This is a genomic window from Streptomyces sp. NPDC059373, assembly GCF_042751495.1.
GTDB lineage: Bacteria > Actinomycetota > Actinomycetes > Streptomycetales > Streptomycetaceae > Actinacidiphila.
Map to the genome: position 1 here is coordinate 48,974 of NZ_JBHYXC010000032.1, position 19,733 is coordinate 68,706.

The window sequence follows — 19,733 nt, forward strand, 5'->3', positions numbered from 1 at the left end:
AAATCCTGAGCATCCCGAACGCAACCGAAAGCCCCTGCCGCCATGTACGAGCTGTCCCGGGTCCGCCTCTACTCCATCGGGCCTGCCGGTGCGCGCTACGCCGACACCGTCCTGGACCTGCGCGGGGTGGGCGAGCCGGTGCCGCAGCCGGCGCCCGCCCAGGCCGAGTTCTTCGAGGACGAACCGACCGGGCCGCCGCGCCGGCCGGCCCCGGCGGGCGTGCTCTTCCTGGAGAACGGCGGCGGCAAGTCCGTTCTCCTCAAGCTGATCTTCTCGGTCATGCTGCCCGGCCACCGCAACACCCTCGGCGGCGCCAGCTCCGGCGTCCTGCGCAAGTTCCTGCTGGCCGAGGACTGCGGGCACGTCGCCCTGGAGTGGCAGCACACCGTCACCGGCGAGCTGGTCGTCGTCGGCAAGGTCAGCGAGTGGCGCGGCCGCCAGGTCTCGTCCGACCCGCGCAAGTTCGCCGAGGCCTGGTACTCCTTCCGGCCCGGCCCCGGACTGAGCCTGGACTCCCTCCCGGTCGCCGAGTCCACCGCCGTACGGCCGGCCGTCGAAGGCGCCTCCGGTGCCAAGGGCCGCCGCCGTACGATGAAGGGCTTTCGCGACGCGATCACCGAGGCCGGGAAGTTCTACCAGCACCTGGACGTGGTCTGGGAGGAGATCCACGACCGCTGGAACGAGCACCTCGGCGAGCTCGGCCTCGACCCCGAACTCTTCCGCTACCAGCGGGAGATGAACGCAGACGAGGGCGAGGCGGCCGGCCTCTTCGCGGTCAAGAAGGACTCCGACTTCACCGACCTGCTGCTGCGCGCGGTCACTGACACCCGTGACACGGACGGCCTGGCCGACCTTGTCCACGGCTTCGCCGGGAAGCTCGGCCGCCGCTCCGAACTCACCGCCGAACGCGACTTCACGGCGGGCTCTCTCGAACTGCTCCAGCGCATCGTGGACGCCACCGCCGTCCGCGAGCAGGCGCGCGGTGTGCACACCCAGTCCGAGCGCCGCACCCGTGGCCTGGCCCGCCGGCTGTCCGCCCGGGGCAAGGAGGAGCGGGGCCGCGCCACCGAACTCGCCCAGCGCATGGCGACCGCCGCCCACGCCGTCACCGACGCGGAGCAGGCCCGCAGCCGGGGCGCCCTGGTCGCCGCCGAACTCGCCTACCGCCACGCCTCGCTGGCCCTGGCCGCCGCCGACAAGGGCGCCGCCGGCCTGAAGCGGGAGCTGGGCGACGCCCGCACCCTGCACTCCGCCTGGCAGGCCGCCGAGACCGTCCTGCGGCACCGTGCCGCCGCCGACCGGCTGGCCAGGGTCACCAGCGCCATCCGCGAGGCCGAGCGGGACGCCGCCCCGGCGCTGGCCGCCCGGACGAAGGCGGCCGGCGACCTCGTACGCGCCCTGCACGCCGCCGCCGACACCGCCGACGCGCAGGCCGACGCCGAGGAGGAGCGGTCCGCCGGGCTCCAGGCGGCCGGCGAGGCGGCGCACCGCGACGCCACGGCCGCCGCCACCGGGGCCCAGCGCGCCCGCAGCGAGGCCGGCCACCTCGGCCAGCGGCTCGCCGAGGTCGAGCAGGAGACGGCCGAGGCCGTACGGGCCGGATGGCTCGACGACACCGCCCCCGACGCCGACCCGGCCCGCGCCGCCCTCGAAGCCTCCGACGCCGAGCGCGCCGCCACCGCCGCCGCCGAGGAAGCCCGCGAAGCCGCCCGCCGCGCCGCCGACCACGCCCGCGAGGCCGCCGCCGAGGACGCCCGCGCCGAACTCGCCGCCGCCCGCGCCTCCGACGCCCTGGCCGCCGCCGAAGCCGCGTACGAAGCCGAGACCCGCGTCGCCGAGTCGCTGGCCGCGGAGCCGCGGCTGGCGGAACTCCTGAGCCTGCCGACGGACGGTGAGCGTGGCGGGGGCGCGGTCGACACGGCGCCGGGGCAGCCGAGTTCGCCGCACAGCCCCATCCCTGCGCAGCCCACCGCAGCCCGACGGCGCAGTCCGGCAGTGCCGGACAAGCCGGACGCCGCAGCTTCCCTCAGCCCCGCCGAACTCGACGCCTTCGCGGAGCCCTTGCAGGAGCTGCTGGACGGCACCGTCGGCTCAGCGGAGCGCCAGCTGTTCGAGCTGCGTACGGCCGCCGCCGACGACGCCCGCATCCTCGGCGCGCTCGGCGACGGTGGACTGCTCCCGCCCGGCCCCGACGTCCTCGCCACCGTCGAGTACCTCGGCGAGCACGGCATCCCGGCCCTGCCCGGCTGGCGTTACCTCGCCCAGGCCGTGCCGGCCGCCGACCACGCCGCCGTGCTGGCCGCCCGCCCCGAGTTGGTGGACGGCGTCGTGGTCACCGACCCGGGCACCCACGCCCGGGCCCGCGACGTCCTCGCCCAGGCGGCGCTGCTGCCCCGGTCCACCGTGGCGGTCGGCACCGCGGCGGCGCTGCTCGCCCCGCCGCCCGCCGCGAGCGGGGAAGAGCGGGACGTCTTCCTCGTACCGCCGAACCCGGCCATGCACGACGAGCAGGCGGCCGACGGCGAACGACAGGCCCTGCGTGCCCGGGCCACCGCCCGTGAAGAGGAGATCCGCACGCTGGCGGCACGCCTCACGCACGACCGCACCCTCGCCGCCCGCCTCACCTCCTGGCGCACGGGCTGCCCGCGCGGCCGGCTCACCGAGCTGGCCGAAGCCGTGGAAGCCGCCCGCGACACCGCCCGTACCGCTCGCGAGGAGCTGACCGCCGCCCGCGCCGCCCGCGCCGAGGCGGAGGAGACGGCCGCCGAGGCAGCGAAGGTCCGCGACGCACGGCAGGAGAGCGCCCAGCAGGCCCGCCGGGCCGCCGACGCGCTCGCCGGCCTGGCCTTCCGGCTGCGCGAACGCACCAACTGGCAGCGCCGGATGCGCGAGCTGGCCGAGGACGCGGCGGAGGCCGAGACCCGCGCCGAGACGTGCCTGGCCATGGCCCGCGCGGCCGACGAGGACCGCCGCGCCGCCCAGCGTGCCGCCGACGACGCCCGCCGCACCGCCCGGGTCCTGCGCGCCGAGCGCTCCGAGATCGCCGGGGCCCCGGACGAGGTCGCCGAGGACGATGCCGCACCCCTCACCGCCGCCCTGCCCGCCCTGCGCGAGGCCTACCGGGCGGCCTCGCAGTTGTACGAGAAGGTCGGGGTCGGCGCCGACCTGCGCGCCGAACAGGCTCGCGCCGAAAGCACGGAGAACTCGGCCCTGACCGAGCTGGAACGCCTCAGCAACAAGGTCCGCACCCGTGCCGCCCAGCTCCTGGAGGGCCCGGACGGCGCCGACGGTCCCTCCCGCCAGGCCGCCGCCGCCCGGGCCGAACAGCTCGTCCAGACCATCGAGTCCCGCGCCTCCACCGCCAGCGAGCAGCTCGGCCGGCTGCGCGGCGAGGCCGAGCGCCACGCCCCCGCGACCGGCGAGTCCCACACCGACCTGCCCGACGACCTCGTCCCCCGCGACGCCGACCACGCCCAGGAGTTGCTGCGCGGCGCCAACACCGAACTCGCCGCCCGTACCGACGCCTTGGACCAGGCCCGCGCCGAGCACGCCGGACTGGTGCGCGCCCACCGCGCCGCCGAGGACGCGGCGGGCGGCTTCGACGAGCTGGCCGCCCTGCTGCGCGACCTGCTCCGGGACGGGACGGGTACGGCGGCACAGCAGGGCGCAGAAAAGGACGACGAGCAGGAACCCGAGCCCTACGCCGGCTCGCTGGACGAGGCTCGCACAGCCGCCGCCGAGGCCCGCCGCGGCCTGCGCGGTTGCGCCGCCGACCTCTCCTCCGCCGAGTCGCAGCTGCGCGAGGCCTCGGACATCCTCGTACGGCACGCCAACGCGGCCCGCTACGAGCAGGTGAAGACCCCGGCCCGGCAGCAGATCCGCGAACTGCCCGCCGCCGCACTGCCCGAGCACGCGGCCGCCTGGGCGGCGGCCTTCGCACCCCGCCTGCGCGTCCTGACCGACGAGCTGGAGCAGCTGGAACGCAACCGCGACAGTATCGTCGCCCGGCTGCGCGGCCTGGTCGAGTCCTCGCTCGCGACGCTGCGTGCCGCCCAGCGGCTGTCCCGCCTGCCGGAGGGCCTCGGCGAATGGTCGGGACAGGAGTTCCTGCGGATCCGCTTCGAGGACCCGGACCACGCGACGCTCACCGAACGCCTCGGCGAGGTCATCGACGAGGCGACCCGAGCGGCCGTCCGCAAGAACTCCGACCTGCGCCGCGACGGCATGTCCCTGCTGTTGAGCGGCGTCTCGGCGGCCCTGCGCCCCAAGGGCATCGTGGTGGAGATCCTCAAGCCGGACGCCGTGCTGCGCGCCGAGCGCGTCCCCGTCGGGCAGATGGGCGACGTGTTCTCCGGCGGCCAGCTGCTCACCGCCGCCATCGCGCTGTACTGCACCATGGCGGCCCTCCGCAGCAACGACCGGGGCCGCGACCGGCACCGCCACGCGGGCACGCTGTTCCTGGACAATCCGATCGGCCGGGCCAACGCCACGTACCTGCTGGAGCTGCAACGGGCGGTGGCCGACGCGCTGGGCGTCCAGCTGATCTACACGACAGGCCTGTTCGACACGACCGCGCTGGCCGAATTCCCGCTGGTCGTACGGCTCCGCAATGACGCCGACCTGAGGGCCGGCCTGAAGTACATCAGCGTCGAGGAGCACCTGCGGCCGGGGCTGCCCTCGCAGGACCCGGAGAGCGAGCCGGTGCACGGCGAGATCACCGCCACGCGGATGTTCAAGAGGCCCGCCGAACAACCGGCATAACGCGGAAGAAGGTGAGGACAAAAAGGTAAGACGGGGTCAGGCGCGGGACAGCTGCCCGTCCGGCCGGGCATGGGCGGGGCGCGCGGCCCGGCGGTCCCGGCGACGGGCCTGCCGCCGCTCCCGGCGCAGGGCGCGTGCCGCGCTGCTGGGGCTGGAGACCACCCCGTTGCGCTGGTTCCAGACCTGGCGGGTGATCCACACGTCGAGCACGGACCAGGTGGCGACCACCGTACTGATCACCGTGCAGAGCATCGCGGGGGCCGACAGCCAGGACGAGGCGACCGCCGCGAGCATGGCCACCACCGCCTGGATCAGCGTCAGCGACGTTATGAGCACGGCCCGGACGGCCGCATTCCGCACCGGATCGGGCATCCTGGGCGTGCCGACCGGATCCTCGGTCCACACGGAGCGGCGTGCGGTCGTCGCCGGAATGTCGCGATCCAGTGCGTTCTCGACAAGATCGCCGTAGTCGGGTGCGGACAGACGCGGTTCGGTGTCCATGAAAGCTGCTCCCTGCGGCCTACCGATGCGTGCGGCGCCGGACGCGTGGTGTCCGACTGAATGGTGGCTGCCCGTTTTCACCGGTTCCATTCCGGAGTCATTCCGGACTCGGGCCGGCACGGTGGCCCCGCTGACAACACGACCGGCGATCACCAAAAGTTCCCGCCACGGTGCCATTTCGGCCAGTCGTGGCCGTCCAGCATCCGCCCGAACCCCCGCGAGCCCGTACAACAGGGGCACGCGCACGTTCGAGTTAGTCATGGTGCAGTAGTAGGCTCGCGCCGATTCTTGATGAACCACGACGGAACTCGACCACCCTTGAACAGGGTTGACGTTGGGGAGGCCATGCGCTTTCGCGGTACGACGATCCGGCGGAAGATCGTGGCGCTGCTGCTCGTCCCGCTGCTGTCCCTCACGGCCCTCTGGGCCTTCACCGCCGCTCTGACCGGCAGCCAAGTGTGGGGCATGCTCGGCATCACGCAGACGGTCGACAATCTCGCCCACCCCGTGGAGGACTCCGTCCAGGCCGTCCAGAGCGAGCGGCGTGCCGCCCTGGTCTTTCTGGCCGATCCGCGCCGCTCGGACGCCAAGAGCGCCCTGCAGCGCCAGGAGGACGTCACCGACAAGGCCGTCAGTCTGCTGCGCACCCAGGCCGGTTCCTCGGACAACCGGGGCCGACTCGACTCGGAGTCCAAGCGCCGGCTCGACCTCGTCATCAAGGGCTACGCGACCCTCGACGCGCTGCGCGCCAAGGTCGCCGACGGCAACATCAGCCGACTCGACGCCTACGCGGCCTACAACGCGACGGTGGACCCCTGCTACGGCTTCATGGCTTCCCTCAGCCCGATCGACAGCACCACCATCGACCGGCAGATCCAGGCCCTGACCACCATCGTCCGGGCCGGCGACGACATCAGCCGCGAGGACGCCCTGATGGCCGCGGCCATCACCGCCGGCCGGACCAGCGCGGCCGAGCAGCGCGCCTTCACCTTCGCCGTCGCCGAGCACCGGGCGTACTACCGCGACAACGCCGACCGCCTCGGCAGCCAAGAGCGTGCGCTGTTCGACGACTTCTGGAACGGCACCGACGGACGGTCCCTCACCACCGCCGAGGACTCGGTGATCGCGGCCGGGACCAGCGGCTCCCCGCTCGCCGCCGACCGGGCCGCCTGGCAGAAGACCGCGTCCACCGCGCTCGCCGACCTCCACGACATCTCCAACCAGGCTCGTGACCTGCAGAAGAACCGCACCCACCCGTACGCGGTCCGGCTGGTGATCCAGGCGGCGGTGGCCGGCGGCCTCGGCCTGGTCGCCGTCATCGCGACGCTCGTCGTCTCCACCCGCGTCGCACGCGGCCTGATCCGCGACCTGTCCCGGCTCCGCAAGGAGGCCCAGGAGGTCTCCGGCACCCGCCTGCCCCGCGTCATGCGCCGTCTCGCGGCCGGCGAGGAAGTGGACGTCGAGACCGAGGCGCCCCGCCTGCAGTACTCCGAGGACGAGGTCGGCCAGGTCGGCAAGGCCCTCAACACCCTGCAGCGGGCCGCCGTCGAGGCCGCCGTACGCCAGGCCCTCATGCGCCGCGGCGTCTCCGAGGTCTTCGTCAACCTCGCCCGCCGCAGCCAGGTCCTGCTGCACCGCCAGCTCACCCTCCTCGACGCCATGGAACGCCGCACCGAGGACACCCGCGAACTCGCCGACCTCTTCCGCCTCGACCACATGACCACCCGCATGCGGCGACACGCCGAGGGCCTGGTCATCCTGTCCGGCGCGGCGCCCTCCCGGCAGTGGCGCAAGCCCGTCCAGCTGATGGACGTGGTGCGCGCCGCCGTCTCCGAGGTCGAGGACTACGAACGCGTCGACGTCCGCAGGCTGCCCCGGCTGGCCGTCACCGGACCGGCCGTCGCCGACCTCACCCACCTCATCGCCGAACTCATCGAGAACGCCACCGTGTTCTCGCCGCCGCACACCAGCGTCCAGGTGCACGGCGAGCCGGTCGCCAACGGCTTCGCGCTGGAGATCGACGACCGCGGCCTCGGACTGACCCCCGACGCGATGCTCGAGGCCAACCTGCGGCTCGCCGAGACCCCCGAGTTCGAGCTCTCCGACACCGACCGGCTCGGCCTCTTCGTGGTCAGCCGGCTCGCCCAGCGCCAGTCGGTACGCGTCTCCCTGCGGCCCTCCCCGTACGGCGGCACCACCGCCGTCGTCCTGGTCCCGACGGCCCTGCTCGCCGAGGGCGGCGAGGACACCGGCAGCTTCCGTACCGGCGAACTGGAGCTGGCCAAGGCCCTCGGCGACGTACCGGACGACGAACCGGTGGGCACCGAGCACAGTTTCCGCCAGTGGGGACTGGCCCGCGACGAGCAACTGGGCGCGACCCCCGGCCTCCAGGCCGGCGGAGAGCCGCCCAGGGAGCACAGCCGCACCCTGCACCCGGCCGTCCCCGCCCAGGCGGCCGACGACCCGGACGGCCTCTCCGTACTGCCGCGCCGGCGCCGCCCACCGGTGCTCGTCGCCGACAACGGCCGCCCCGTCGACGCGATCCCGCGTCAAGGGGGACCGGCCGGACGGCCGGACGCCCGGAAGGCCGAGCCCGAGCCGGCGCCCGCGCCCCAGGCACTGCCGCGCCGCGTACGGCAGGCCAGCCTGGCGCCGCAACTGCGCGCCGACGCCACCGAGGAGACGGCCGCCCCCGCCGCACAGGCGCAGGGCGACGGCGAGTCGCGCGAGCGCAGCCCCGAAGAGGTCCGGGCGCGCATGGCATCGATCCAGAGCGGCTGGCAGCGCGGTCGGCGGCACTCCGACGAAGGCCCAGACGTTACACCCGCAACACCCGCACCAAGAACGATCACGGAGGGGAACGGTCCATGACCGCACCATCGAGTACGACCCGCGAGCTGAGCTGGCTCCTCGACGATCTGGTGAGCCGGGTGGCCTCGATCCGCAAGGCCCTCGTCCTGTCCGGCGACGGGCTGGCCACCGGGGCTTCCGAAGGCCTCAGCCGTGAGGATGCCGAGCACCTCGCCGCCGTGGCCTCCGGCTTCCACAGCCTCGCCAAGGGCGTGGGCCGGCACTTCGAGGCCGGCAAGGTCCGCCAGACCATGGTCGAGCTGGACGAGGCCTTCCTCTTCGTGACCGCCGCCGGCGACGGAAGCTGCCTCGCCGTGCTCACCGACGCCGACTCCGACGTCGGCCAGGTCGCCTACGAGATGGCCCTCCTCGTCAAGCGGGTCGGTACGCACCTGGCCACCGCCCCCCGTGCCGACGGCGGCTCCGCCCGGGTGGTGTGACCCGGGCCATGACTTCTGAAGCGGACCGCTGGTACGACGACGCGGCCGGGCCCGTGGTGCGGCCGTACGCCATGACGCGCGGCCGTACCAGTCATGCCGCCGAGGGCCGGCTCGACCTGATCGCCCTCGTGGTCTCCGAGTCCCGCTCCGAGGACGGCGATCCGCACGCGGACACCGACCGCGCCCTGTCGCCCGAGCATGTCGACATCATCGAACGCTGCCGGGTGCAGCCGACCTCCGTCGCCGAGCTCGCGGCCGACCTCGACCTGCCGCTCGGGGTGGTCCGCGTGCTCATCGGCGACCTCCTCGACGCCGATCTCGTCCACGTCAGCCGGCCCGTGCCCCCGGCCGAGCTGCCGGACGCCAGCGTTCTGCGCGACGTGATCAACGGCCTCCGGGCGCTGTGACGTCCGTACTGCCGGGCAGCTGCGCCGCCAGCGCGGACAACAGCAGTTCGACGGAGTCCTCGAAGGAACTCCGTGCCATGAGATGCAGATGCTCGCGGACGGCGGACAGCGTCGGGTGGCTCTCCGCCGTCACCTCCTGGTACGCCTCCGTCCAGGCCCGGCCGTCGCCCTCGCGCTGATCGCGGGGAAGGGCCAGGCAGGCCGCATCCAGTGCCGCGTGGCCCAGGACGGTGTCGATGAACGCCAGATAGAGGCGTACGGCCCTGGCGGGGTCGAAGCCCGCCCCCAGCAGAATGCCGACCCCGGTCTCCACCGCTCGGAGCTCGTGCTCCCGGCGGGTGACCCGGTACGAGGCCATCACGGCGGCGCGCGGATGCGCCAGGTAGCCGTCGCGCGCCCGCATGGCCATCTCGCGCAGCGCGGCCTGCCAGTCGGGACCGGGGGTGAATCCGCGCATCGCGTCGCCGATGATCCGGTCGGCGACGGCCAGCAGAAGGTCGTCGGTGTTCCGGAAGTAGCGATAGACCGCGCTCGGGTCGCAGCCCAACGCCGCGCCGAGACGGCGGACGCTCAGCGCCTCGGGGCCGTGCTCGCCGATCAGCCGCAGCGCGGTCTCCACGATCAGATCGGCCGAAAGCAGCACCCCCGAGCGGGTGGGCCGGCGCCGCTTGCGCTCGCCGGGGACACGGGGGCGGCCTCGGTCGGTCGGCGCACTGGTCATGCCGGTCAGTGAAGACCGCCGGCCCCCTTATGTCAACAGCATTGACGCAATCTGAGCGGCCGTTGTTTCATCGCACCCACCTGCCCGGCTCTTCCCCCGTCCCCTCTCCCGCGAGGAGCCCACCCATGACCTCCGCCCCCAGCCCCGACCGCCCCGGCGAGCTGCGCCGCTCACTCGGCGTCGTCGACGGGATCGCCATCGCCGCCTCCAGCACGGCGGCCACCACCAGCATCGCCATCGGCATGGGCACCCTGGCCGCCACCGTCGGCCTCCAGGGGCCGGTCATCCTGCTGCTCGCCTTCCTGCCCGTCCTCGGCATCGCCGGCGCCTACGCCCGGCTCAACCGCTCCGAGCCCAACTGCGGCAACGGCTACGTCTGGGTCGGCAAGTCCCTCGGGCCGTGGCCCGGCTTCCTCACCGGCTGGGTCACCCTCGCCGGCTCGGTCGTCTTCCTCGCCTACACCAGCGCCATCACCGGCTCGGTGATCCTGGCCTTCGCCAACAAGGCCGGCTGGACCGAGCTCGCCGGGATCGCCCTCGACCCGGGCTCCACCGTCGTCACTACTCTCGTCGGCCTCGTGGTGCTGACCGGCGTCACCGTCATGGCGGTCACGGGTGTGCGCGGCGCCACCAGACTCCAGGCCGGGCTGCTGGTCTTCGAGTACACCGTGCTGCTGATCTTCTGCGTCCTGGCGGTGATCACCGGTGACCACGCCGTGTCGCTGTCCTGGTTCAACCCGTTCGCGATCCACAGCGGTACGGGCTTCGCGCAGGGCCTGGTCCTGGCCGTGTTCTTCTTCTGGGGCTGGGACGCGGCGTTCACCGTCACCGAGGAGACCAGGAACCCCGGGGACGCGGCCCGGGGCGGGCTGATCGCGCTGTTCGCGATGCTCGGCCTGTTCGTCTTCGCCTCGGTCGCCTTCCAGCGGGAGATGAGCCTCACCGAGCTCGTCCGGAACGGCCCGCAGGCACTGCCGTACCTCGGAGCCAAGCTGGCCGCCGAACCCTGGGCGAGCCTGCCGCTGCTCGCCCTGATGTTCTCCGCCGTGGCCTCCGTCCAGGCGAACGTCATCCCGACCGCGCGCGGCCTGTTCGCCATGGGCCGGGACCGCACCATGGGCCCGGTGTGGACCCGTATCCACCCCCGCTTCGGCACCCCCGCCGTCGGCACCGTCATCATCATGGCCGTCTCGGCGGCCATCGCCGTGCTCGCCATGGCCATCCCGAAGCTGAGCGACATGCTGCTGGCGGCGGTCAACTCCGTCGGCCTGATCGTGGCCCTCTACTACGGACTCACCGCGCTCGCCTGCGCCGTCCGCTTCCGCGACGCGCTGCGCGACGGGGTGCGCGAGGCGCTGCTCGCCGTCATCGTGCCCGCCCTGTCCGGCCTCTGCCTCCTGGGCATCGGCACGTACCTCGGCTACTCGTACCTCACCATGAGCGACCACTTCGAACTGACCCCGGACAACGGCTGGTTCATGCTCTCGCTGCCCGCCTCCATCGTCCTGTCCGGGCTCGCCATGGCCGCCGTCGCCAAGTACACGCGGCGCTCGGCGTACTTCACCACCGGACGCGGCACCGACGCCGACGCCCTGACCCTGCCGATGGACCGCACCGCAGCCTGACCGTCCCCTGGATCCCCCCACGTGCAAGGAGTCAGCACCTCATGTCACAGCCTCAGGCCGATCTCGTCCTCACCGGTGGCCCGGTGCACACAGTCGGCCTCGCCGGCGCCCGGGCCACCTCCGTGGCCGTACGCGACGGCCGGATCACCGCCGTCGGCCATGACGAGGTACGCGAGCTGATCGGGCCCCGCACCGAGGTCGTGGACCTGGCCGGGCGGCTGCTGCTGCCCGGCTTCCAGGACGCCCACATCCACCCCGTGGGCGCGGGCATCGAGCTGGGCCAGTGCGATCTCACCGGCACCACCGACCCCCGGGAGTACGTGCGGCGCATCGCGTCGTACGCGGCCGAGCACCCGGACACCGAGTGGATCACCGGCGGCGGCTGGTCCATGGAGGCCTTCCCCGGCGGCAACCCCACCGCCGCCCTGATCGACGCCGTCGTCCCGGACCGGCCGGTCTTCCTCCCCAACCGCGACCACCACGGCGCCTGGGCCAACAGCCGCGCCCTCAAGCTGGCCGGCATCGACGCCCACACCCCCGACCCCGCCGACGGCCGCATCGAGCGCGACGCCGACGGCAACCCCACCGGCATGCTCCAGGAAGGCGCCGTGCACCTCGTCGGCCGCCTCGTCCCGGCGCCCACCCTCGCCGAACAGACCGCCGGCCTGCTGCGCGCGCAGGGCGTCCTGCACTCCCTCGGCGTTACCGCCTGGCAGGACGCCATCGTCGGCACGTACGCCAACATGACCGACCCGACCCCGGCCTACCACGCGGCCATCGACGCCGGCCTGCTCACCGCCCGCGTGGTAGGCGCCCTGTGGTGGGACCGTGCCCGGGGCGCCGAGCAGATCCCCGAACTCGCCGCCCGCCGCGCGGAGACCGCCCGCGACCGCTTCCGGGCCACGACCGTCAAGGTCATGCAGGACGGCATCACCGAGAACCAGACCGCCGCCATGCTCGGCCCCTACCTCACCGGCTGCGGCTGCGCGTCGGACAACAGCGGCCTCAGCTTCGTCGACCCCGCCGCCCTGCGGACGTACGTCACCGAACTCGACGCGGCCGGCTTCCAGGTGCACTTCCACGCCCTGGGCGACCGTGCCGTACGCGAAGCCCTCGACGCCGTCGCCGCCGCCCGCGCCGCCAACGGCCACCGCGACACCCGGCACCACCTCGCCCACCTGCAGGTCGTCCACCCCGACGACGTACCGCGCTTCCGCGCCCTCGGCGCCACCGCCAACCTCCAGGCGCTGTGGGCCAGCCACGAACCCCAGATGGACCAGCTCACCATCCCCTTCCTCACCCCCGAACGCGCCGCGCACCAGTACCCCTTCGGCGACCTGCTGCGCGCGGGGGCCACCCTCGCCGCCGGCAGCGACTGGCCGGTCAGCAGCCCCGACCCGCTCCAGGCCATCCACGTCGCCGTCAACCGGCGCCTCCCCGAGGCCGGCAGCGACCCCCGGCCCTTCCTCCCCGAGCAGCGGATCGACCTCGGGGCGGCCATCGCCGCGTACACGGCGGGCAGCGCTTACGTCAATCACCTCGACGACGCCGGCAGCATCGCCCCGGGCCGGCTGGCCGACCTCGTCGTCCTCGACCGCGACCCCTTCGACGGGCCGCCGCAGGACATCGCGAGCACCCGGGTGCTCCAGACATTCGTGGACGGCGAGCGGGTCTACGCGGCTCCCGATGCGTAACCGCCTGATTGCATAACAAACGCATTCCACGGGCGAGTTGCCGGGTGATCACGTAGTACTGTCCTCTTGCCCGGCGTGAACGCTTTCTGAAACGGAAGAAGAGGCCCATGGTCTTCGGGCGCTCTGAGCGCAACAAGCCCGTCGTCGAACCTGTCGCCCTCAAGATCCTGGTCGCGGGCGGCTTCGGGGTGGGCAAGACCACGCTCGTCGGCGCGGTCAGCGAGATCCGCCCCCTGCGCACCGAGGAAGAGCTCAGCGAGGTCGGCCGGCCCGTCGACGACACCGGCGGCGTGGAGTCCAAGCGGACCACCACGGTCGCCATGGACTTCGGCCGGATCACCCTGCGCGAGGACCTCGTCCTGTACCTCTTCGGCACACCCGGCCAGGACCGCTTCTGGTTCCTGTGGGACGAGCTGGCCCAGGGCGCCCTCGGCGCGGTCGTCCTCGCCGACACCCGGCGCCTGGAGGACTGCTTCGCCGCCGTCGACTACTTCGAGCGCCGCGCCATCCCCTTCGCCGTCGCCGTCAACTGCTTCGAGGGCGCCCAGCAACACCCCACCGACATGGTGCGCGAAGCACTCGACCTCGACGGGGACGTCCCCGTCGTGCTCTGCGACGCCCGCGACCGCGCCTCCGCCAAGGACGTGCTGATCACCGTCGTCGAGAACGCCGCCAAGGTCGCGGCGGGCCGGCGCGAGCCCGCCGCGACCTGATCGCGCACTGCGCGAGGCGTTACGCCTGCGGCTCCGGCTCGTCCTCCTCATGCCACCCGAAGCTGCGCTCCACCGCCTTCCGCCACCGCCGGTACTCCCGCTCGCGTTCCCGCTCCGGCATGGACGGCGTCCACTCGGCGTCCTTCTGCCAGTGCGCCTTGAGCGTGTCCAGGTCGGGCCACACGCCGGTCGCGAGCCCGGCCGCGTACGCCGCGCCCAGACAGGTCGTCTCGGAGACCCTCGGGCGGACCACGGGCACGCCCAGGACGTCCGCCTGGTGCTGCATCAGCAGATTGTTCGCCGTCATACCGCCGTCGACCTTCAGCGTGGTGATCTGCACCCCCGAGTCCTGGTACATCGCGTCCACCACCTCACGGGTCTGCCAGCTGGTGGCTTCCAGCACCGCCCGCGCCAGGTGCGCCTTGGTGACGTACCGGGTCAGACCGGTGATCACGCCGCGCGCGTCGGAGCGCCAGTACGGGGCGAAGAGCCCGGAGAAGGCGGGCACGATGTACGCGCCGCCGTTGTCCTCCACGCTCGCCGCCAGCGTCTCGATCTCGTCGGCCGACCTGATGATGCCGAGCTGGTCCCGGAACCACTGCACCAGGGCCCCGGTGATCGCGATCGAGCCCTCCAGGCAGTAGACGGGCGGCTCGCCGCCGAGCTGGTAGCCCATCGTCGTCAGCAGCCCACTCTTGGACGGCACCGGCCGCTGCCCGGTGTTGAGCAGCAGGAAGCTGCCGGTCCCGTACGTGTTCTTGGCGGTGCCGGTGTCGTAACAGGCCTGGCCGAAGACGGCGGCCTGCTGGTCGCCGAGCGCCGACGCCACCGGGACCCCGGCGAGCTGGCCGACCGCCGTGCCGTACACCTCGGCGGAGGAGCGGATCTCGGGGAGGATCGCCTCGGGGATGTTCATGGCGGACAGGATCGCCGGGTCCCACTGGAGCGATTCGAGGTTCATCAGCATCGTACGGCCGGCGTTGGTGACGTCGGTGACGTGGACGCCGCCGTCGGTGCCGCCGGTGAGGTTCCAGATGAGCCAGGAGTCGATGGTGCCGAAGGCGATCTCGCCGCTCTCGGCCCGGCGCCGCAGCCCCGGCACATTGTCGAGCAGCCACGCGGCCTTCGGCCCGGAGAAGTAGCTGGCCAGCGGCAGCCCGGTGGCCTCCCGGAAGCGGTCCTGGCCCTGCTGGCCGCCGAGTTGGGTGCAGAGCGCGGAGGTGCGCGTGTCCTGCCAGACGATCGCGTTGTGCACCGGCCGGCCGGTCGCGCGGTCCCACAGGAGCGTGGTCTCCCGCTGGTTGGTGATGCCCAGCGCGCTGAGCTGGTCGGCGCGCAGCCCCGCCTTGGCCAGCGCGCCCGCCACCACGGCCTGCACCTTGGACCAGATCTCGGTGGCGTCGTGCTCCACCCACCCGGGTTTGGGGAAGATCTGGCGGTGCTCGCGCTGGTCCACGGCGACGATGGCGCCGTCGGTGTCGAAGACGATGCAGCGGCTCGAGGTGGTGCCCTGGTCGATTGCGGCGACGTACTTCACTGACTGATCGGTCATGACCGCCTCACTTAGAACGCAGCGTTGTAGATGAGCCCCGACAGAGCGCCGCCGATCAACGGGCCGACCACCGGAATCCAGGCGTAACCCCAGTCGGAGGTGCCCTTGTTGGGGATCGGGAGCAGTGAATGGACGATGCGCGGGCCGAGGTCGCGGGCCGGATTGATGGCGTAACCGGTGGGACCGCCCAGCGACAGACCGATGCCGACCACCAGCAGCGACACCACCAGCACCTGCGTGCCGGACTCGCCCAGCCCCTTGGTGAGGCCGAAGGCCAGCACCGGCAGCACCAGCCCGATCGTGGCGATGGCCTCGGTGAGCAGGTTCTGCCAGTACACCCGGATCTCCGGGATGGTGGAGAAGATCCCGAGGGTCGGCAGCGCTTTCTCCTCCTCGGCGCCCGCCGCGAACTGCCCGTAGTAGGCGAGCCAGCACAGCGTGGCCCCGAGCATCGCGCCGATCATCTGGCCCGCGATGTAGACGGGCACCTGGTCCCAGGCGCCGGTGTCGACGGCGATGCCGAGGGTGACCGCGGGGTTGAGGTGCCCGCCCGACAGGGGAGCGGCGGTGTAGGCCCCGGCGAGCACGCCGAAGCCCCAGCCGAAGGAGATGACGACCCAGCCGGCGGCTCTCGCCTTGGAGTGGTGGAGGGTGACGGCAGCGCACACGCCGGCACCGAAGAGGATGAGGATCGCCGTTCCGATGATCTCGCCGACGAACACGTCTCCGTTGGAATGCATGGCGGCTCCTACGTGCAGTCCAGGTGCACCGATCGGGCCATAGAGCGCACAGCGGAGCCGGCGGGGGTGTCCCTCCACCCGAACGGCCGCCCGTGCCACCCGGCATACTTCCCCCGAGGTGATGGAGCGTCAAGGCCGCCGACCCGGCCGGTACGGCGCCGCAGAACGGCGTGGGAGCGCCCCGTACACCCCTCGGAGCACGCCTACCGCACCACCACCACCGCGGACCCGTGCCCGAACAGCCCCTGGTTCGCCGTGATCCCCGCCCGCGCCCCCCGCACCTGGCGGCCGCCCGCCGCTCCCCGCACCTGCCACACCAGCTCGCACACCTGGGCGATGGCCTGCGCCGGGACCGCCTCGCCGAACGACGCCAGCCCCCCGCTGACGTTGACCGGAATCCGGCCACCGAGCCCCGTCGCGCCATCGCGCAGCAGCTTCGCGCCCTCACCGGCCGGGCACAGGCCCAAGTCCTCGTACCACTCCAACTCCAGGGCGGTGGACAGGTCGTAGACCTCCGCGAGATCCAGCTCCTCCGGGCCGATGCCCGCCTCCTCGTACGCCGCTGCCGCGATGGAGGCCCGGAATCCGACGGCGGGCGGCTCGACCGCCACTGCCGAGTCGGTGGCGAAGTCGGGCAGGTCGAGCACGGTGTTGGGGTAGCGGGGGGTGACAGTGGACACCGCGCGGATCCGTACCGGGTCGGCGCCGGTGTGCCGCCGCGCGAAGTCGAGCGTGGACAGGACGAGCGCGGCCGCGCCGTCGGAGGTCGCGCAGATGTCGAGCAGCCGCAGTGGATCGGCGACCACGGCCGAGGACGCGACCTCCTCTGCGGTGACGCGCTTGCGGTAACGGGCGTTGGGATTGAGGGCCCCGGCCGCCGCGTTCTTCACCTTCACCTGGGCGAAGTCCTCGACGGTGTCGCCGTGCACCGCCATGCGGCGGCGCGCGTACAGGCCGAAGTATGCCGGGTTCACCGCCCCCAGCACCCGGAAGCGCAGCCAGTCCGGATCGTCGGGGCGTTCGCCGCCCGCCGGGGCGAAGTAGCCCTTCGGCGCGGCATCCGCGCCGACCACCAGCGCGACGTCCGCCATACCGGCCAGCAGTTGCGCCCGCGCGGTGTTGACCGCCTGCGCGCCCGAGGCACAGGCCGCGTACACGCTGGCGACGCGCGCGCCCTGCCAGCCCAGCGCCCGGGCGAAGGTGGCGCCCGCGACATAGCCGGGGTAGCCGCCGCGCACCGTGTCGGCGCCCACCACGAGCTGTACGTCGGGCCAGGCGACCCCCGCGTCGGCGAGCGCGGCGCGGGCGGCCACGACCCCGTACTCGGCGAAGGAGCGCCCCCACTTGCCCCACGGGTGCATCCCGACCCCGAGCACCGCCACATCGCCGCTCATCGCGCGCCCTCGACCGGCCGCCAGTGCCAGGTCGTCCAGATGTGCTCCTCGTCCTCGCCCAGCACCCCCGGCACCACCTCGACCTCCGTCCCCACGGCCAGCTCGGCCGGCCCGACCCCCGGCGCGGCCTGCCCCAGCACCACCATCCGCTCCGCCGCCAGCTCCACGGCCACCAGCGTGTACGGCTCCCAGGGGCGCCCGGGATCCGAGACGTACGGTGCGGGTGGCCGGTAGCGCACGTCGGTGCACGACCACACCCGGCCCCGCGGCGACAGGGGCGCCTCTTCGAGGTCTGTGCCGCCGCAGGCGGGATTGCGGCAGTTGTCGTCACGCCGGGGGAAGAACACCGAGCCGCACGACCGGCAGCGGGTGCCCAGCAGCCGGAAGTCCGCCGGGTCGCCGGTGAACCAGCCTTCGACCACCGGTACGCGCTCCTGCGCCATGTGCGCCTCCCCAGCTGTAATCTGACGATACGTCAGAAGTCTGCCACGAAGGGTGGACGCTGTCAGCGCCCGGTGCTATGTTCTTCTCAGGTCGAGAAATTCTCGGTTCGAGAAGAACGACCGGGAGCGAGGAGGTGGCGTCCGTGGCGGCACGGCAGAACGAGCAGGCTTTCCTCGCCACCTACGACCCCCGCGCCTTCGAGCCCATCGCCGTCACCGTCGACATCGTGGCGTTGACGCTCCGTCAAGGCGTCCTGCACGTCCTGCTGGTGCGCCGAGGAAGCCCGCCCTTCAAGGGCGCCTGGGCACTGCCCGGCGGCTTCGTCAAGGCCGGTAAGGAGACCCTCGACGAGGCGGCCGCCCGCGAACTGGCCGAGGAGACCGGCCTCGACGCCGAGCACGGCATCGGCCGCGTACACCTGGAGCAACTCGGCTCGTACGGCGGCCCGGAGCGCGACCCGCGGATGCACATCGTCTCCGTCGCCTACCTCGCCTTCGCCCCCGACCTCCCCGACGCGTGCGCGGGCAGTGACGCGGCGGCCGCCGACTGGATACCGGTCGCGGAATTCGGCCCGTTCGCTGCACCGGAAGCAGAACCGGACGCGGAAGCACCGCGTCCCAACGAGCAGGGCCGGCGGGCCGGAGCCCACGGGGGTGGTCCCGACCGCCGGTCCACCGACAGAGCCCTCGCCTTCGACCACGCCGGAATCCTCGCCGACGGCCTCGACCGCGCCCGCTCCAAGATCGAGTACACCCCGCTCGCCACGGCCTTCCTGGGCGCCGAGTTCACCATCACCGAGCTGCGCGAGGTCTACGAGGCCGTCTGGGGCCGCACCCTCCACGCAGGCAACTTCCACCGCAAGGTGCTCTCCGTACCCGGCTTCGTCGAGTCAACCGGCGGCACCGCCAGCCGCGGCGGCTCGCGCGGCGGCCCCCGACCCCGCCTCTACCGGGCCGGCGACGCGCGCCTCCTGCACCCCGCCCTGCTGCGCCCCGACCGCGAGGACAGTGTCCGCTGAGCCGCGGCCGTCACCTCCGCTGGTTCGTCAACGACGCCCGGGAGACCGGGAAGTCGAAGTAGGTGTCCGGGAAGAGTTCCGGCTTGTACGTGTAGTGCCACCACTCCTCGGCGAGATTGACGAAGCCGAGCCCCTCCAGGGTGTTCTTCAGCAGGAGCCGGTTCTGCAACTGCTCGCCCTGGATCCGCGGATCCAGCGTGTGCGACAGCGTGTCGAAGCAGTCAAAACCCGTGCCCATGTCCACCGAGTTGTCCGGAAAGCGCTCCTGCTGCGGGGCGTAGCACGGCACCAGTTGCTCGCCGGGCCGGTACGGCCGCGTCGGCCGGGCCGGGAGCTTCACGATCGTCAGGTCGGTCGTACTGCCCCGGCTGTGCCCGGACTTCTCCGCGATGTAGCCGTCGAGGAACAGCCTCGACTTGTCGACATCCGGATAGAACTCGGCCTTCATCGCCTGGTCGTCGAGATCCTTCGCCCATGTCACGAAGTGGTCGACCGCCCGCTGCGGCCGGTAGCAGTCGTACACCTTCAGCGTGTAGCCCTGCCGCACCAGCGTGACCTGCGCCTTGTGCAGCGCCTCGGCAGCCGGCCGGGTCAGGATGCACAGCGGCTGCCGGTAGCCGTCGATGCGTACGCCCACGAAATTGTGCGGGGTGAAATACCGCATCTCCTGCAGGATCGTGGGATCGACATCGCTGAGCGCGACGAACTCCGGCGGCGCCTTGGGCTCCGGCACGGCCGCGGCCCGCGCCGGTGCCGCCGTGGTGAGCGCGAGCAGCGCGATGAGCGCGACGAGCGGGACGACGAGGGCGCGTAAACGCGCGGCGATTGCTGTCATGGCACTCCACCTACCAGCACGACCGGCCCCGGCGGAAG

Annotated in this window: 15 protein-coding genes; 8 read left to right on the forward strand and 7 right to left on the reverse strand. The window is 72.9% G+C overall.

Features of this window, described 5'->3' with window-relative positions:
- Positions 1-42: 42 nt before the first annotated feature.
- On the forward strand, positions 43-4,761 hold the full coding sequence (locus tag ACFXJ5_RS31285) for a hypothetical protein (protein ID WP_384638478.1): 4,719 nt from the start codon (positions 43-45) through the stop codon (positions 4,759-4,761).
- Between the two features lie 36 nt (positions 4,762-4,797).
- Here ACFXJ5_RS31285 and ACFXJ5_RS31290 read toward each other — a convergent pair whose 3' ends face one another.
- Positions 4,798-5,262, reverse strand: coding sequence for a hypothetical protein (locus ACFXJ5_RS31290; protein ID WP_384638481.1), 465 nt, complete (start codon positions 5,260-5,262; stop codon positions 4,798-4,800).
- 345 nt (positions 5,263-5,607) lie between these two features.
- Here ACFXJ5_RS31290 and ACFXJ5_RS31295 point away from each other — a divergent pair, with 345 nt between their 5' ends.
- The 3 genes from ACFXJ5_RS31295 to ACFXJ5_RS31305 are packed head-to-tail and all read left to right on the forward strand — an operon-like array spanning position 5,608 to position 8,959.
- On the forward strand, positions 5,608-8,133 hold the full coding sequence (locus ACFXJ5_RS31295) for a nitrate- and nitrite sensing domain-containing protein (RefSeq protein WP_384638483.1): 2,526 nt from the start codon (positions 5,608-5,610) through the stop codon (positions 8,131-8,133).
- A complete protein-coding gene (locus ACFXJ5_RS31300) occupies positions 8,130-8,552 on the forward strand; it encodes a roadblock/LC7 domain-containing protein (RefSeq protein WP_384638486.1) in 423 nt (140 codons plus the stop codon). Before ACFXJ5_RS31295 ends, ACFXJ5_RS31300 begins: the two co-directional genes overlap by 4 nt.
- A gap of 8 nt (positions 8,553-8,560) precedes the next feature.
- The gene (locus tag ACFXJ5_RS31305; RefSeq protein WP_384638489.1) at positions 8,561-8,959 is read left to right on the forward strand and encodes a DUF742 domain-containing protein; all 399 of its coding nucleotides are present in this window, start codon (positions 8,561-8,563) and stop codon (positions 8,957-8,959) included.
- Here ACFXJ5_RS31305 and ACFXJ5_RS31310 read toward each other — a convergent pair.
- Entirely contained in the window at positions 8,937-9,680 is a 744-nt protein-coding gene (locus ACFXJ5_RS31310; protein WP_384638492.1) for a TetR/AcrR family transcriptional regulator, read from the reverse strand. The genes ACFXJ5_RS31305 and ACFXJ5_RS31310 overlap by 23 nt on opposite strands.
- A gap of 125 nt (positions 9,681-9,805) precedes the next feature.
- Here ACFXJ5_RS31310 and ACFXJ5_RS31315 point away from each other — a divergent pair, with 125 nt between their 5' ends.
- The 3 genes from ACFXJ5_RS31315 (at position 9,806) to ACFXJ5_RS31325 (ending at position 13,712) form a co-directional block, all read left to right on the forward strand.
- The gene (locus tag ACFXJ5_RS31315) at positions 9,806-11,305 is read left to right on the forward strand and encodes an APC family permease (RefSeq protein WP_384638494.1); all 1,500 of its coding nucleotides are present in this window, start codon (positions 9,806-9,808) and stop codon (positions 11,303-11,305) included.
- Between the two features lie 41 nt (positions 11,306-11,346).
- Positions 11,347-12,999, forward strand: a complete 1,653-nt coding sequence (locus ACFXJ5_RS31320; RefSeq protein ID WP_384638497.1) for an amidohydrolase — start codon at positions 11,347-11,349, stop codon at positions 12,997-12,999.
- Positions 13,000-13,106: 107 nt separating this feature from the next.
- Positions 13,107-13,712 carry an ATP/GTP-binding protein gene (locus ACFXJ5_RS31325; protein ID WP_384638500.1) on the forward strand — a complete coding sequence of 202 codons (606 nt, stop codon included), beginning with the start codon at positions 13,107-13,109 and terminating at the stop codon, positions 13,710-13,712.
- Positions 13,713-13,731: 19 nt separating this feature from the next.
- Here ACFXJ5_RS31325 and glpK read toward each other — a convergent pair whose 3' ends face one another.
- The 4 genes from glpK to ACFXJ5_RS31345 form a co-directional block, all read right to left on the reverse strand.
- A complete protein-coding gene (glpK, locus tag ACFXJ5_RS31330; RefSeq protein WP_384638503.1) occupies positions 13,732-15,264 on the reverse strand; it encodes a glycerol kinase GlpK in 1,533 nt (510 codons plus the stop codon).
- A gap of 11 nt (positions 15,265-15,275) precedes the next feature.
- Positions 15,276-16,004, reverse strand: coding sequence for an MIP/aquaporin family protein (locus ACFXJ5_RS31335; RefSeq protein ID WP_384638506.1), 729 nt, complete (start codon positions 16,002-16,004; stop codon positions 15,276-15,278).
- Between the two features lie 203 nt (positions 16,005-16,207).
- Positions 16,208-17,398 (reverse strand): lipid-transfer protein, encoded by a 1,191-nt coding sequence (locus ACFXJ5_RS31340; protein WP_384638508.1) that lies wholly within the window; start codon positions 17,396-17,398, stop codon positions 16,208-16,210.
- Positions 17,395-17,841 carry a Zn-ribbon domain-containing OB-fold protein gene (locus ACFXJ5_RS31345; RefSeq protein WP_384638511.1) on the reverse strand — a complete coding sequence of 149 codons (447 nt, stop codon included), beginning with the start codon at positions 17,839-17,841 and terminating at the stop codon, positions 17,395-17,397. The genes ACFXJ5_RS31340 and ACFXJ5_RS31345 overlap by 4 nt, the downstream gene beginning before the upstream one ends.
- 143 nt (positions 17,842-17,984) lie before the next feature.
- Here ACFXJ5_RS31345 and ACFXJ5_RS31350 point away from each other — a divergent pair, with 143 nt between their 5' ends.
- Positions 17,985-18,860, forward strand: coding sequence for an NUDIX domain-containing protein (locus ACFXJ5_RS31350; protein WP_384638514.1), 876 nt, complete (start codon positions 17,985-17,987; stop codon positions 18,858-18,860).
- 10 nt (positions 18,861-18,870) lie between these two features.
- On the opposite strand, the gene ACFXJ5_RS31355 is transcribed toward ACFXJ5_RS31350, so the two are convergent.
- The gene (locus tag ACFXJ5_RS31355) at positions 18,871-19,695 is read right to left on the reverse strand and encodes a M15 family metallopeptidase (RefSeq protein WP_384638517.1); all 825 of its coding nucleotides are present in this window, start codon (positions 19,693-19,695) and stop codon (positions 18,871-18,873) included.
- Positions 19,696-19,733 lie beyond the last annotated feature (38 nt).